Origin of the sequence: Methyloceanibacter sp., from assembly GCF_041573655.1 — a bacterium.
Taxonomy (GTDB): Bacteria; Pseudomonadota; Alphaproteobacteria; order Rhizobiales; family Methyloligellaceae; genus Methyloceanibacter.
This window is the reverse complement of record NZ_JBFFQD010000015.1, coordinates 1-13,684: the sequence shown is the minus strand read 5'-3', so window position 1 is coordinate 13,684 and position 13,684 is coordinate 1. Positions and strand designations below refer to the sequence as shown.

14 protein-coding genes are annotated in these 13,684 nt (G+C 63.6%); 8 read left to right on the top strand and 6 right to left on the bottom strand.

All coding sequences use genetic code 11. From position 1 onward, the window contains the following. Positions 1 to 81: 81 nt before the first annotated feature. The 4 genes from phnE (ABY454_RS05450) to phnD all read right to left on the bottom strand — a co-directional run bounded on the left by phnE (ABY454_RS05450) (position 82) and on the right by phnD (position 3,559). Positions 82 to 909 (bottom strand): phosphonate ABC transporter, permease protein PhnE, encoded by an 828-nt coding sequence (phnE, locus tag ABY454_RS05450; protein ID WP_372929170.1) that lies wholly within the window; start codon positions 907 to 909, stop codon positions 82 to 84. After that, positions 897 to 1,697, bottom strand: coding sequence for a phosphonate ABC transporter, permease protein PhnE (gene phnE, locus ABY454_RS05445; RefSeq protein ID WP_372929169.1), 801 nt, complete (start codon positions 1,695 to 1,697; stop codon positions 897 to 899). Before phnE (ABY454_RS05445) ends, phnE (ABY454_RS05450) begins: the two co-directional genes overlap by 13 nt. Beyond that, complete coding sequence (gene phnC, locus ABY454_RS05440; protein WP_372929168.1) at positions 1,694 to 2,530, bottom strand: phosphonate ABC transporter ATP-binding protein; 837 nt, start codon at positions 2,528 to 2,530, stop codon at positions 1,694 to 1,696. Before phnC ends, phnE (ABY454_RS05445) begins: the two co-directional genes overlap by 4 nt. An 81-nt stretch (positions 2,531 to 2,611) precedes the next feature. After that, positions 2,612 to 3,559 (bottom strand): phosphate/phosphite/phosphonate ABC transporter substrate-binding protein, encoded by a 948-nt coding sequence (phnD, locus tag ABY454_RS05435; protein ID WP_372929167.1) that lies wholly within the window; start codon positions 3,557 to 3,559, stop codon positions 2,612 to 2,614. 254 nt (positions 3,560 to 3,813) lie between these two features. Between phnD and ABY454_RS05430 the strand changes: the two genes are divergently transcribed. Continuing rightward, positions 3,814 to 4,110, top strand: a complete 297-nt coding sequence (locus tag ABY454_RS05430) for a hypothetical protein (RefSeq protein ID WP_372929166.1) — start codon at positions 3,814 to 3,816, stop codon at positions 4,108 to 4,110. Positions 4,111 to 4,302: 192 nt separating this feature from the next. On the opposite strand, the gene glnA is transcribed toward ABY454_RS05430, so the two are convergent. Then, a complete protein-coding gene (gene glnA, locus ABY454_RS05425; RefSeq protein WP_372929165.1) occupies positions 4,303 to 5,712 on the bottom strand; it encodes a type I glutamate--ammonia ligase in 1,410 nt (469 codons plus the stop codon). A gap of 89 nt (positions 5,713 to 5,801) precedes the next feature. Next, positions 5,802 to 6,140 carry a P-II family nitrogen regulator gene (locus tag ABY454_RS05420; protein WP_372929164.1) on the bottom strand — a complete coding sequence of 113 codons (339 nt, stop codon included), beginning with the start codon at positions 6,138 to 6,140 and terminating at the stop codon, positions 5,802 to 5,804. A gap of 299 nt (positions 6,141 to 6,439) precedes the next feature. On the opposite strand from ABY454_RS05420, the gene ABY454_RS05415 reads away from it, so the two are divergent. The 7 genes from ABY454_RS05415 (at position 6,440) to ABY454_RS05385 (ending at position 13,608) form a co-directional block, all read left to right on the top strand. Then, positions 6,440 to 7,927, top strand: a complete 1,488-nt coding sequence (locus ABY454_RS05415) for an NAD(P)H-hydrate dehydratase (RefSeq protein WP_372929163.1) — start codon at positions 6,440 to 6,442, stop codon at positions 7,925 to 7,927. 119 nt (positions 7,928 to 8,046) lie between these two features. Continuing rightward, on the top strand, positions 8,047 to 9,738 hold the full coding sequence (locus ABY454_RS05410) for a tetratricopeptide repeat protein (protein WP_372929162.1): 1,692 nt from the start codon (positions 8,047 to 8,049) through the stop codon (positions 9,736 to 9,738). Positions 9,739 to 9,766: 28 nt separating this feature from the next. Beyond that, positions 9,767 to 10,495 (top strand): (5-formylfuran-3-yl)methyl phosphate synthase, encoded by a 729-nt coding sequence (locus tag ABY454_RS05405; protein WP_372929161.1) that lies wholly within the window; start codon positions 9,767 to 9,769, stop codon positions 10,493 to 10,495. Positions 10,496 to 10,532: 37 nt separating this feature from the next. Next, positions 10,533 to 10,937 carry a dihydroneopterin aldolase gene (locus tag ABY454_RS05400; protein WP_372929160.1) on the top strand — a complete coding sequence of 135 codons (405 nt, stop codon included), beginning with the start codon at positions 10,533 to 10,535 and terminating at the stop codon, positions 10,935 to 10,937. Between the two features lies 1 nt (position 10,938). Then, positions 10,939 to 11,613, top strand: a complete 675-nt coding sequence (locus ABY454_RS05395) for a hypothetical protein (protein ID WP_372929159.1) — start codon at positions 10,939 to 10,941, stop codon at positions 11,611 to 11,613. 8 nt (positions 11,614 to 11,621) lie between these two features. Beyond that, positions 11,622 to 13,022, top strand: coding sequence for a DUF6513 domain-containing protein (locus ABY454_RS05390; protein ID WP_372929158.1), 1,401 nt, complete (start codon positions 11,622 to 11,624; stop codon positions 13,020 to 13,022). A 25-nt stretch (positions 13,023 to 13,047) separates the two neighbouring features. After that, positions 13,048 to 13,608 (top strand): DUF447 domain-containing protein, encoded by a 561-nt coding sequence (locus ABY454_RS05385; RefSeq protein WP_372929157.1) that lies wholly within the window; start codon positions 13,048 to 13,050, stop codon positions 13,606 to 13,608. The last annotated feature ends 76 nt before the right edge of the window (positions 13,609 to 13,684 follow it).

Here is a 13,684-nt window from a genome sequence, read left to right as displayed (position 1 = left end):
GAAGAATCAAGGACGTTTGGAACTCAAGCTTAGCTCGCACGGGCCTACGGCATTTTCAAGAGGCAGGGCGCCGCCGCGTGGCTAGATAATCGCCGCGCGGACCCGGGCCGACACCCATTCGGAGACGGCCACTGTGGCCAAGATCACAATGAAGATGACGGTGACCTCGGCCCAGGCCAGCCGGCTCAAGGACGACTGAAGCTGCAACCCGATCCCGCCTGCGCCCACCAGGCCCAGAATGGTGGATTCGCGGATATTGATGTCCCAGCGGAACACCGAGATGCCGGCGAAAGCGGGGGCAATCTGCGGCCACACCGCATAGTCCATCACCTGCCAGCTTGAGCCGCCCGTGGCGCGCACCGCCTCGACTTGGCCCTCGTCGATCTCCTCGATGGCCTCGTAGAGCAGCTTACCGATAAAGCCGATGGAGCGGAGCGCGATGGCGACGATGCCGGCCAGCAGGCCAGGTCCGATCACGGCGACGAGCAGCAGCGCCCAGATCAGCGAGTTGATCGAGCGCGATGCGACGATGATGAGCAGCGCCAGCGGGCGCAGCAGGGTTGCGCTCGGCGTCGTGTTGCGCGCGGCAAGGAACCCCACGGGCGTTGCCAGCATAATGCCGAGAGCCGTACCTATCGTGGCGATGTTGATCGTGTCCCAGAGCGGGCCCCAGAGTTGATCGAGATAGGACCAGCGCGGCGGCCAGGCGCGCGACAAAAGGTCGGCAGCCTGGCGCGGGGCGTCCTCCACGAACATCCAGATCGTGTTCTTGTTCATCACCTGCCAGCACAGGACGAACAGTACGGCGAGCGCGAACCATCCGGCCCAAATGGCCCATTGGGCGGCCGGTGTGCGGCGCTGCCAGACAAGTTGATCGTTGAGTGCGAGCACCGGCATCACTGCACCCATTTGCGTAAGTGACTGGAGACGTATTCGGCGATCAACACGATGACGATAATCATAATGAGGATCGCGCCCGCCGTTTCGTACTCGTAGCGCGACATCGCCGTATTCAGCGTGGCGCCAATGCCGCCCGCGCCGACAATGCCGATCACCGCGCTCTCACGGAAATTGATGTCGAGGCGGTAGAGCGACAGGCCGATCAGCCGGGGCATCACTTGCGGTTGAATGCCGAAATTGATGACCTGCCACCAATTGGCGCCCGTGGCGCGGATCGCTTCGGCTTGCGCTTCGTCGATGTCCTCGATGTCTTCTGCGAGCAGCTTGGCCATGAAGCCGATCGTGGCGAAGGACAGGGTGAGGAATCCGGCAAACGGTCCGAAGCCGAACATCGCGACAAACAGAATGGCGACGATGATTTCCTGAAAGGCCCGGCTGACGGCAATGATGGCGCGGCACAACGCGTAGACGGGGAGGGGCGCGATATTGCGCGCAGCCCCCAACCCGATCGGTATGGAGATCAGGCAGCCGACAATGGTGGAGGTCAGCGTCATGGTGAGGCTCTCCTCCATGCCCTTCCAGATGTCGGCGGAGCGCGTCACAAAGTCGGGCGAAAGAAACCCCTCGACGAAGCGCCAGCCCTGGGACAGCCCCGCGAGGACGCGCTGCCAATTCACGTCGAGCGTGGACAGTGCGGCGATCAAATAGACAATGCCGCCGAGATAGAGTCCCCAGCGCAGCCACGGATTGCGGATGAGCGGGGGACGTTTCCAGCGCGTTGCGGCAGCGGTCGTCATTTAAGCCCCGCCATGCGCTCTTCTTTCGCGTGCGCCTCCGACAGGCCGTGCGCGCCTGCCTGTTCGGCGTCCTCGCCGTCGTGGATCTGCGTCCAGTCTTCTTCGCCGTAGATATCGGTGAGCTTGGCGTCAGTCAGCGCCTTGGGTGCGCCGTCAAACACGATTTCCCCGGCGCGGAGGCCAATGATGCGGTCGGCGAACATCTTGGCCAGCGGCACGTCGTGCAGGCTTATGATCGCCGGCAGGTCGCGCTCGCGGCACACTTCGGTTATGAGCCGCATGATCTGCCGCGCCGTCTTCGGGTCGAGCGAAGCGGTCGGCTCGTCCACCAGCAGCAGCTCCGGGTCTTGCTCGAGCGCGCGGGCGATGCCGACGCGCTGCCGCTGGCCGCCCGACAGCGCGCTTGCCCGCTTGTCGACTTGATCGGAAAGCCCGACGCGCTCCAAAAGCGCAAAGGCCTTGTCCACGTCGCGTCTCGGGAAGCGCCGGAAGAACGAGCGCCAGAACGAGACATAGCCGAGCCGCCCGGACAGCACGTTCTCCATCACCGTCAGCCGCTCGACCAGCGCATATTCCTGGAAGATCATGCCCATATGCCGGCGCGCGCGGCGCAACCCCCCGCGGCCGAGTCGCGTGATGTCCGTGCCGTTCAGTTCGACGCGCCCGCTCGTCGGCTTCACCAATCTATTGATGCAGCGGATCAGCGTGGATTTGCCGGAACCTGACGGACCGATCAGCGCCACGACCTGACCGGCCGGCACCTCGAACGAGACGCCGCGCAGCGCCTCATCGCCGGTCTTGTAGTGTTTGCTGAGATCAGAAACGCGCAGCATGGTCCACCCAGGCTCGAATGAAGGCCGCATGGTAGGAGAACGGCGCCACGGCGCAAGCCGGGCCCGGCCCAGGAGCCTGCCTTAGTTGCAGGAATAGACGACGCCGTTGGCCGCGTCGATCTTGCGGATCACCGCCCAGTCGTCCTTGAAGGTGATGGGGATGAAACTGGTGTCGTCGGACTTGGAGAACTCTTCGAGCAGCTTGCTGCCTTCCCAATCGAAGGTGAAGAAGGCTTCGCGGATCTTGTCTTGCAACTCGGGCATGAGATTGTGCGCGACGCCAAACCCGGTCGTGGGGAAGGTCTGCGACGTGTAGATCGTCTTCACCTGGTCTTCCTTGATCACGCCGCGGTCGAGCATGCGCGCCTTCACCGAGTTGGCAATTGCGGCTGCGTCATAGTCCCTATTGGCGACGCCAAGGATTGAGTTGTCGTGCCCGCCGGAAAAGCGCGCCGTGAAGTCGTTGTCGCGTGTGAGGCCAAACTCGGACTCCAGCAGCGCCGAGGGCGCCTTGTACCCGGAGTTCGAGGTCTCCGCGGTGAAGGCGAGGGCGCGGCCCTTGAGGTCCTCTGGCTTCTCGATGCCCGAGCCCGGATAGGTGATGATCTCCATCTCATAGCCGTAAGAGCCGTCGTCGCTCGCCATCATGGTGAAGGGGCGAAACCCGGCGCAGGCCACGGCAAGTGGATTGGAACCCGTGTTGAAGCCCGCCACGTGCAGGCGCCCGGCGCGCATCGCCTCGATCTGCGCGGCGTTGGACTGCACGGGGAAGAACAGCACGGGCTTCCCCGTCACCTCAGTCATGTGGTCGAGGAACCCCTTCCAGACCTCGGCATAGACCGCCGGGTCCTCCACGGGCGTATAGGCGAAGATCAGCGTCGACGGATCGACCTGTTTGGCCGGATCGGCCGGGATGTCGGCGATCATGTCGCCGTCATTGTCCTGGTAGCGGCTGTCGAGCTGAAAATCGGCCGCTGCCGGAATACTCAAGACCGCGGTCATTGCGAGTGTGAGAAAAACGCGCCTCATTCGTAGGTTTTATCCCTCGTTTGGTCCCAGCCCACGTCATGTAGACGCTTAGGGCACAGCGGCCCCTGAGGCTAGTGGTCCCCAGTGACAGATTTGAGAAAGCGCGGTCGCACGTGTGGGGCTGCAGTGATATTGGCGGCCGGGCCCCGTGCGCGTTTTGGGGCACTGTTAACCCCCGTTTAAGTCTACGGCTTTCCCGTTTCTTTACGACCGCTCTCTAAAATTTCGCTCAAATTCGAGGGGATTTGAGCGGCATGTTGTTGCGTTACGCCATGATGGTGGGAGTGGCCGCCGCCGCCGTTTGGGCTGCGGTCAATCTCGGCGCGCGCGACTCCAACATGATCCTGGTCGACGCGGGGCAGGGCATTCCGAATGGAAACCTGTCCTTCTGGATTTTGGGGATGATCGCAGGGCTGATGGTTTTGTCTCTCGCCCGTGTGGTCGTCTTCGGCTTGCCGTCGACGATGGACAACTGGGTCCGCGGCAACAAGTCATGGCTGTTCGTTGGCGGTGGCGGGAGCCTGATCTATGCGCTCCTGTATCTGATGTGAGCGAAGGCTGAAAAAGTTTGGGGGAGCCTGGCGAGAACTCAAGGCGTCCCGTGTCCGACGGGGGAACGCGGGAACAATAAAGGCTGAGAGTTCTACAGGCCGGGCGAAAGTGGGGCGGTTGCTCGTTAAGAGCAGCCGCCCCGTTTTTTCTCATGCGCCTCGGTCGCAAACAGCGACCAAGACAATGCCAGCTTAGACGCTGTAGTAGAGGTCGAACTCCACCGGGTGAGGCATCATCTCAAAGGCTTCGACCTCTTCCATCTTCAGCTCCAGATAAGCGTCGATGGCGTCATCGGTGAAGACGTTGCCCTTCTTGAGGAAGTCACGGTCGGCGTCCAGCGCCTCGCAAGCCTCGCGCAGCGAACCGCACACCGTCGGCACCTTCTCAAGCTCCTCCGGCGGCAGATCGTACAAATTCTTGTCGATCGGATCGCCCGGATCGAGCTTGTTCTCGATGCCGTCGAGGCCGGCCATGAGCATGGCGGCGAAGGCGAGATACGGGTTCGCGGTCGGATCCGGGAAACGCACCTCGACGCGCTTGGACTTCGGGCCCGAGCCGAGCGGAATGCGGCACGACGCCGAACGGTTCCGCGAGGAGTAGGCCAGCAGCACCGGCGCCTCGTAACCCGGCACCAGACGCTTGTAGGAGTTGGTGCTGGGGTTGGTGAAGGCGTTCAGCGCCTTGGCGTGCTTCAGTATGCCCGCGATGTAGTGCAGCGCGGTATCCGACAGGTCGGCGTATTTGTCGCCGCCGAAGGTCGGTCCGCCGGCTTTCCAGATCGACTGATGCACGTGCATGCCAGAGCCGTTGTCGCCGAACACCGGCTTCGGCATGAAGGTCGCCGACTTGCCGTAAACATGCGCCACGTTGTGGATCACGTATTTGTAGATTTGCAGCGCATCGCCCGTCTGGGTGATCGGCCCGAACTTGATGCCGAGTTCATGCTGCGCTGCGCCCACCTCGTGGTGATGCTTTTCGGTGGTGACACCCATGTCGGCCATCACCGACAGCATCTCCGAGCGAAGATCCTGGGCGGAGTCGATCGGCGGTACCGGGAAGTAGCCGCCTTTGGTGCGCGGACGGTGACCGAGATTACCCATCTCGTATTCCGTGCCGGTATTGGACGGCAGCTCCGTGGAGTCGATCCGGAACCCGCAATTGTAGGGCTCGGCTGAGAACCGCACATCGTCAAAGACGAAGAACTCGGCTTCGGGACCGAACACGGCCACGTCGCCGACACCGGTCTGCTGCATATAGGCCTGGGCCTTGCTTGCAATGCCACGCGGGTCGCGCTCATAAGGCTCGTTGGTCAGCGGCTCGAGAACGTCGCAGAACACGGCCAACGTGCTCTGTGCGAAGAACGGGTCGATCACTGCGGAGTCGCAGTCCGGCATCAGCTTCATGTCGGACTCGTTGATCACCTTCCAGCCGGCAATCGACGAGCCGTCAAACATCACGCCTTCAGCGAACGCTTCGTCATCCATGAGGTTGGCGTCCATGGTGACGTGCTGCATCTTTCCGCGCGGATCAGTGAAGCGCAGATCGACGAACCTGATCTCCTCGTCCTTGATCTTCTTAGCGATACTTTTTGCGTCTGCCATTTTACTCCCCTGTCATGCGATATTGAGCCGCCCATCCAGTGGGGCGGCTTTGAGGCTCTCCATTCCCAATAATGCTTGGCGACCGATAGTCAGATGGCATCGTTCCCCGTCTCGCCGGTGCGGATGCGCACGGCTTCTTCCACGTTCGACACGAAAATCTTTCCGTCGCCGATGCGCCCCGTCTTGGCTGAAGCGATGACGGCCTCGACGGCTTTCTCGACCATGTTGTCGTTCAGCACCAATTCGAGTTTCACCTTCGGCAGGAAATCGACGACGTACTCGGCTCCGCGATAGAGCTCAGTATGTCCCTTCTGACGTCCGAAGCCCTTGGCCTCCGTCACAGTGATACCTTGCAGCCCTATTTCTTGCAGGGCTTCCTTCACTTCGTCCAGCTTGAAGGGCTTGATGATGGCTTCAATCTTTTTCATTCTTCGTTGCACCTCCCGGGCAGCACAAACCGACCTATCGCCGCGCTATCGTGCCGCCACTGAAAACCTTCTGTACGGCAGCCAAAGCACGCCCTGTGCCAATCTCTTGGGCGAAAAATTTGGCTTGAATTCCAGCACGCTAGTGAAAGTTCCGCGAAAGCGCACGCGAATAGGTCAATAGACGTGCATATAGATTAGGCACTCTGCCTAGAGAAAGGGCAATGAAATGTCGAGCCGCAAATTGCTATCGCATCACGGCCCTGGTCTACATCACCTGGCGCATATAACGGCTGGAAGACATGCTTGAACTTTTGACGGCGGAGGAAATGGGGCGTGCCGACCGCCTGACCATCGAGGGCGGTACACCCGGCGCGGTGCTCATGGAGACGGCGAGCCGCGGCGTCGCCGACGAGGTTTCCGCGCGCTTCCCCGATGCGGAGACGGTCGCGGTCCTGTGCGGGCCCGGCAATAACGGGGGCGATGGCTTCGTGGCCGCGCGGTACCTGATGGAGCGCGGCTATCGCGTCCGTCTTGGCTTCGACGGCGATCCGGCAAAGCTCCCGGCCGACGCCGCTTCCATGGCCGCACGCTTCAATGCGCCTATCGAGCCTCTCGGCGAGAGGCTCTTCACCCACGCCGACGTCATCGTCGACGGTCTGTTCGGTGCCGGGCTCGCCCGGCCCATCGACGGCAAGCTCGGCGATCTCATCGACGCGGCCAATGCCAGCGGCCTTCCCATTGTGGCGATCGACGTGCCGAGTGGGATCGACGGCACCACCGGCGAGATCCGCGGGCATGCCATACGCGCGCTGGCCACGGTGACCTTCTTCCGGCTGAAACCGGGGCACCTGCTCCAGCCGGGCCGGCTTCACTGCGGACCCACGCGCGTCGTCGATATCGGCATCCCACAATCCGTGCTCGCGGAGATCGAGCCGAAGACCTTTGCCAATCAGCCCGATTTGTGGCTCGCCGAATATCCTTGGCCCACGGTGGAAGGGCACAAATATCTGCGCGGCCACGCCCTGGTCGCCTCGGGCCCCAAGGACGCAACGGGTGCCGCGCGGCTTGCGGCGCGTGGTGCGCTCCGGTCAGGCGCCGGCCTTGTCACCGTCGCCTCGCCTCGTGATGCATTGGAGGTCAATGCCTCCCAGCTCACCGCCGTCATGGTGCGCGAGGTGAACGATGCGCGCGGGCTTTCGCAACTCCTGGCCGACGAACGCAAGAACGCATTTCTGATCGGGCCCGGTCACGGCGTCGGCGAAGAAACCCGGGCGATGGTGCTGGCGGCACTGAAGGCCAGCCCCCGCGTGGTGCTGGATGCCGATGCGCTGACCTCGTTTGCCGATGACGCCAAGACGCTCTTCACCGCCATCAAGGCGCGCGCCGCGCCGGTGGTTCTGACGCCCCACGAAGGCGAGTTCGTACGGCTGTTCGGCGACGTGCCGGGCGCATCGAAGGTCGACCGGACGCGAACCGCCGCCGCCCGGTCAGGCGCCACGGTCGTGCTCAAGGGTGCCGATACGGTGATCGCCGCGCCAAGCGGGGAGGCAGCCATCGATTCCGCCGGCACGCCATGGCTCGCGACCGCCGGATCCGGCGATGTACTGGGCGGGATGATCTTGGGCATGCTGGCCCAGGGAATGACCGGATTCTTAGGAGGATGCGCCGGGGTGTGGCTACACGGGGAGGCGGCCAAGGTCTTTGGTCCAGGCTTGATCGCCGAGGATCTGCCGGAGATGGTGCCTCAGGTCTTGCAGAAGCTGGAAGCCCTTCGCGCTGAAGCCTGACCCGGCCCCGGGGACCCTTTATTGACACACTCCAAGCTTATGGGAGACATGAAGGGACGAAGTGTCTGACGAAAGGCCTTTTTGACGGCGGCATGGCCCTTATTCGCACGAAAATCTGCTTGAGCTTCGCGGCAATCTTGGCCGTGGTTCTCGCCGTCGTGGCGGTGGCGCCGGCGCACGCGGAGGATCAGGTCTTGTTGCGCGCCCGCGAAGGCGCCGCGGCGATGATCCGGGGGCAATTCGACAAGGCCGTGGCCCTCTACGACGAAGCCTTGGCGACGCCCGACGTCTCCAAGTTCGTCCAGGCCGGCATTTACAGCGATCGGGGCATCGCCAAATGGCGCATGCAGAAGACCAAGGCTGCGATCGCCGATTTCAACCAGGCCATCGAGCTCTCGCCCGAGAACGCCACGGTCTACAACAATCGCGGCAACGCTCTGATGGATCTCGGCCATCCTGAGGAAGCGCTCAAGGACTTCGACCGGGCGATCGCCCTGCGTTCGACCTACGGCGCGGCTTACAACAATCGCGGCAACGCCTATGCGGCACTCCATAAATATGGTGCGGCGTTCCAGTCGTTCCGCAAGGCCGCGCAGTTCATGCCGCAAAGTGCGATCCCGTTTAACGGGCGCGGCCGCTCGCAAACCGAACTTACGCGCTACCACGCCGCCGTACGCGACCTGACCCGCGCCATCAGCCTCAACCCGAGATATGCCGAGGCCTACCGCAACCGCGCCGAGGCCAACTTCGCCATCGGTAATTACCGGGACGCCGCCGCCGACGCCACGCAAGCCATGACCCTGGAGCCGGAGCCGCCGCTCCCCAAGCTCATCCTGCTGCGCGCCGAGGCCTATGCGCGGCTGAACAACTTCAAAGGGGCGCTGGCTGATTTCAACAAAGTGCTCGAGCTCAATCCGGATCTGGTCGAGGCCTATGTGGAGCGCGGCATCTTGTTCGCCAACAATCGCCGCCACGACGACGCCATTGGCGACTACACCCGCGCCATTCAAATCGATCCCAAGAATGGGAAGGCCCACGCCATGCGGGGCGAGGCGAGGCTCAAAAAGGGAGAGCCCGACATTGCGTTGTACGATGTGAATGCAGCGCTGGCGCGCAGTCTCGGCGATCCGCTGGCGTTGCGCATTCGCGGCAATATCTACGAAGCGCAGGAGCGCGTGGATGACGCGATCTACGATTACCAAAAGGCGCTGACGAAGGATCCGTTCCAGCAGGAGAGCCGCGAGGCGCTCATTCGTCTTGGACAAGAACTGCCGGTCGCGGTGGGCCAGCCGCTGGGCGAGCCTGTTGACGGATGGGTGGTGACGCAGCCTTCGCCGGGGCGCTACATCGCCACCAATCCCGATTACCGCACGCTTCGGGTCGAGCTTGAAATGTTCGGTTCCGGCCAGCCGGCGATCCGGGGATGGAAGCTGCTGGGCAACGCGCTGCGTGGCATCGGCCTGTTGACCTATCACGCCGGCACGATCGGCGAGGACGGCGATCTCGAATACGTCGCTATTGTCGATACGCGCGCCAACAAGGTTGTGTCCATCGAGCCTGAGCGGTGGGGAGACAAGCCCGCCACGTGGACGTGGCAAGCCGTCTCTGTGTCGATCACCGATCCCGACGGTCATACCAACGAAGTCGCCTTGCGCAAGGCGCGGCAGCGGGCGGCCCCGGTCGCGCGCCGGCGTGGCGGCGACGGCTTTTGGGGATTCAATCAGTCGCAGCGGAAGAAGACGCGCCGCCGGGCCCGCGGCAATCGTCGTCGCGGTGGTGGCGGCGGCGGCTTCGATTGGCTGTTCCGCTAATGCCGACTTGGGGGCACCCGGCATGTCCGTGACCCGCTTTCTCGCCAGTGTGCGGGATGAAGGCGAGGCCGCGCTCGCGCTTGCGGCTGGCGCCGACATCATCGACCTGAAGGATCCGGACAATGGCGCGCTTGGCGCCGTTGCGCCTCCGACCATGAAGGCCTGCCTGACACGCATTGCCGGCCGTGCGCCGGTCAGTGCGACTGTGGGCGATCTTCCCATGGAGCCCGGCGTGATCGCGCGCGCGGTCGCAGCCACGGCCGCCAGCGGTGCCGACGACGTCAAGCTCGGCGTGCCGCAAGGCGGCGATGCGGGAAGCTGCTTTGCAGCCTTGCGCCGGCTCGATCTGCCTGCCGGCCTGATCCTGGTGTTCTTTGCCGACGCCATGGCGGATGTCGATCCGCCTCAGGCCGCGCGCGCGGCGGGCGCGCGGGGGCTGATGCTCGATACCGCCGGCAAGGGCGACGGCGCGCTTCCCGATTATATGTCCATCGAGGCGATCGCCCATTTTGTGGAGGCCGGCCGGGCTGCCGGACTGATGGTGGGTCTCGCCGGGGCTTTGCGCGCCAAGCACTTGGCCGATCTTCTCGCGCTCCGGCCCGACGTCTTAGGCTTTCGCGGGGGCCTGTGCCGCGATGGCGTGCGGAACCAGGGGCTCGACCCTGCCGCCTGCGGACGGATCCGGGCTCTGATCCCTGGCTCCAGCGAACGCGATGATGGCCGTTTCCGGGAGGCCCCGGCCGCCGCTCTGTGCTAGAGCTTCCGCTTTCAACCAAGCGCCACAGGAATGGGCCATGGAACAGCGATTGGGACGTGTGTCCACCACGCGAGAGACCGGCGAGCCGCTCGACCGCATCTTCGTGCACGACTACGTGCTCGAAGTGGAGATCGGCGTCCACCACAACGAAAAGGGCGTGACCCAGCGGGTGCGTTTCTCCGTCGACATCGACCTGACGCCGAGCCGGCAGGAACTCGAAGACGATATTGTGCACACGCTCGACTACGACTATGTCATCAACGGCATTAAGGCGATTATCGCGCGCGGCCACATCAATCTGGTGGAGACCCTGGCGGAGGACGTGGCGCAGCACTGTCTTGCCCATCCGCGCGCGGCGCGCGTCACCGTCGGCATTGAGAAGCTCGACAAGGATCCCGGCGCCGTCGGTGTCGAGGTCATGCGCAGTAAACGTGAGGCCTGACATGGATGCGCCCGCGTTGCCGCAAGGCGCGCTGAAGCCACGCGCAAAGGACGCGTATGAGGCTTCGATCGCCGTGGTGAAGCTCGGCGGCAGCATTGTTCGCGCAAAAACGCTTGAAAATTGGCTGGATGTGATCGCGGGTGCAGCTGCGCCCATCGTCGTGGTCCCCGGGGGCGGGGCCTTGGCCGACGAGGTGCGGACTTGTCAGCGCGATCTCGGATTTGGCGATGCGCCCGCGCATCGCATGGCGTTGCTCGCCATGGACCAGCTCGCCTGGGCCGTTGCGGGCCTCCGCCCCGGCTTTGAGGTGGGTGAGACCGAGGCGGCGTTGCGCGACATTCTTGCGCGCGGCCACGTCGCGGTTTGGGCGCCGCATGCCGCGATCTCCGGGCGCACCGACCTTGAGGCCAATTGGCGGCTGACGTCCGATAGCTTGGCGCTGTGGCTCTCGGGCCAACTTGGCGCGCGCGCCTGTTACATCGTCAAATCGGTCGCGAGCAAACGCGGCGCGGCAAGCGCGGCGGCGCTGTCGCGCGACGGCGTCGTCGATGAAGCGTTTCCCGCCATGCTCGCCGAGACCGGCATACCAGCGGTGATGTTCGGCCAAGGCGATCAGGACGCATTGGCCGAGATGTTGGCCGACAGTACGGCTCGCGCCGGGCGCGCGATCGAGTAGACCGCGCTATGAGCGAGAACATCCTGTTCATCACCGGACATTTGGCCGAGCCGCGGCTCAAGGCCGTGCTGTCAAGCATGGAGGCCGACTTCAAATGGTCTGTGCTCGACATCGGCGTCAAGGTCGCCGCGCTGATGACCGAGGAGATCGTTTTGCGTCGGCTCCCCGAGGCGGGCGCCGCGGACAAGATCATGCTGCCCGGCCGCTGCCGTGCGGATCTCGACCGGCTCAGTGCGCATTACGGCGTTCCGGTCGTACGCGGGCCCGATGAGGTCAAGGACATCCCCGTGTTCTTCGGGCGCGCGCGCAAAGCCTCCGACATGTCGAAATACGACATCCAGATCTTCGCCGAGATCATCGACGCCACGACGATGTCGATTGAGGAGATTCTCGAAACCGCCGAGGACTACTCCCACAAGGGCGCCGACGTCATCGACCTGGGTTGCCTGCCGGATACGCCGTTTCCGCATCTCGAAGACACGGTACGGGCCCTCAAGACATACGGCTACAAGGTCAGCATCGATTCCGCCGACCCGGACGAGCTTCTGCGCGGCGGCAAAGCAGGCGCCGACTATTTGCTCAGTCTCGATGAGTCGCGGCTGCAGATCGCCGACGAGGTGGCCTCGGTCCCGGTGCTGATCCCCAAGGACCACGGCGATATGGACTCCCTTTACCGCGCCATGGATGTGCTCGACGGGAAGGGGCTGCCATATCTCGCCGATCCCGTGCTCGATCCCATCAATTTCGGTTTCATGACTTCGTTGGAGCGCTACGCGGACCTGCGCCGCAGGCGTCCCGATGTCGAAATTTTGCTTGGCACCGGCAATCTCACCGAACTGACCGACGCCGACACCACGGGCACCACGGCGATGTTGATCGGCATTGCCTCGGAGTTGAACATTAGACACGTGTTGGTCGTGCAGGTAAGCCCGCATACGCGCCGCACCTACGAGGAACACGACGCCGCGCGGCGCCTCATGTATGCCTCGCACGCAGACGGTGAGCTGCCCAAGGGCTATACGGACGCGCTGCTTTGCCTGCATGACAAGCGGCCTTATCCCTCGACGCCGGAGGAGATCGCCGAGAACGCGGACGCGGTGCGCGATAAGAACTTCCGCATTGAGGTCGCCGAGGACGGCGTGCACATCTACAACCGCGACGGCCATCATGTGGCGCAGGACATTTTCGAGCTTTATCCCAAGCTCGATCTGGGCGACGACAGCGCCCACGCCTTCTATCTTGCCGCCGAGCTGGCGCGCGCCGAGACGGCGTGGCGCTTAGGCAAGCGCTATGCGCAAGACGAACGGCTCGATTGGGGCGTCGCGGCGGACAAGCCCGCCGAAGACATGTCGAAACTTAAAGAGGCCGGCCACACGCTGGCCATGAAGAAGACGCGCGAGGAGAAATGAAAGTGATTGCGAGGCCGCCATGCCGATGATCCGCGAATGCATCGTCACCACCATGGGCGATGAAGGCAGGGTGCACATCGCCCCGCTTGGTCTGATCGAAGACGGCGACGGCTGGGTCATTGGCCCGTTCCGGCCCTCCACCACGCTCGACAATTTGCGGACCACGCCCTTTGCCGTCGCCAATTTCACCGATGATGTGATGGTCTTCGCCGGCTGCCTCACCGGCAATAAGGATTGGCCGACACGGGGCGCCGCAAAAGTGCCCGGCGCGGTCCTCGATGGATCGCTGGCGCATTTGGAGCTTGCGGTCGAGCGCGTCGAGGAGGACGAGCTGCGACCGCGCTTTCACTGCCACATCGTGCACGAGGAGACCCACGCGCCGTTCAAGGGTTTCAACCGGGCGCAAGCGGCGGTGATCGAAACGGCGATCCTGGCCAGCCGCCTCAAAATGCTGCCGCGCGAGAAGATCGAGCAGGAGCTGGCCTATCACCAGATCGCCGTGGAGAAGACCGCCGGCCCGGGCGAGCGCGAGGCGTGGCGCATCCTCGTGGAGAAGATCGAGGACTTCTACAAGCACGCGGACTAGGCGCGCGGTTTGGGAGCATCGTTCGCGCCCATCAATGGGCGAAACATCTTGCGATACTGACCCGGTGTCAGGCCGG

Coding starts and splice junctions, on each gene's coding strand:
- phnE (WP_372929170.1), bottom strand. CDS start 909: ATGGGTGCAGTGATGCCGGTGCTCGCACTCAACGATCAACTTGTCTGG.
- phnE (WP_372929169.1), bottom strand. CDS start 1,697: ATGACGACCGCTGCCGCAACGCGCTGGAAACGTCCCCCGCTCATCCGC.
- phnC (WP_372929168.1), bottom strand. CDS start 2,530: ATGCTGCGCGTTTCTGATCTCAGCAAACACTACAAGACCGGCGATGAG.
- phnD (WP_372929167.1), bottom strand. CDS start 3,559: ATGAGGCGCGTTTTTCTCACACTCGCAATGACCGCGGTCTTGAGTATT.
- ABY454_RS05430 (WP_372929166.1), top strand. CDS start 3,814: ATGTTGTTGCGTTACGCCATGATGGTGGGAGTGGCCGCCGCCGCCGTT.
- glnA (WP_372929165.1), bottom strand. CDS start 5,712: ATGGCAGACGCAAAAAGTATCGCTAAGAAGATCAAGGACGAGGAGATC.
- ABY454_RS05420 (WP_372929164.1), bottom strand. CDS start 6,140: ATGAAAAAGATTGAAGCCATCATCAAGCCCTTCAAGCTGGACGAAGTG.
- ABY454_RS05415 (WP_372929163.1), top strand. CDS start 6,440: ATGCTTGAACTTTTGACGGCGGAGGAAATGGGGCGTGCCGACCGCCTG.
- ABY454_RS05400 (WP_372929160.1), top strand. CDS start 10,533: ATGGAACAGCGATTGGGACGTGTGTCCACCACGCGAGAGACCGGCGAG.
- ABY454_RS05395 (WP_372929159.1), top strand. CDS start 10,939: ATGGATGCGCCCGCGTTGCCGCAAGGCGCGCTGAAGCCACGCGCAAAG.
- ABY454_RS05390 (WP_372929158.1), top strand. CDS start 11,622: ATGAGCGAGAACATCCTGTTCATCACCGGACATTTGGCCGAGCCGCGG.
- ABY454_RS05385 (WP_372929157.1), top strand. CDS start 13,048: ATGATCCGCGAATGCATCGTCACCACCATGGGCGATGAAGGCAGGGTG.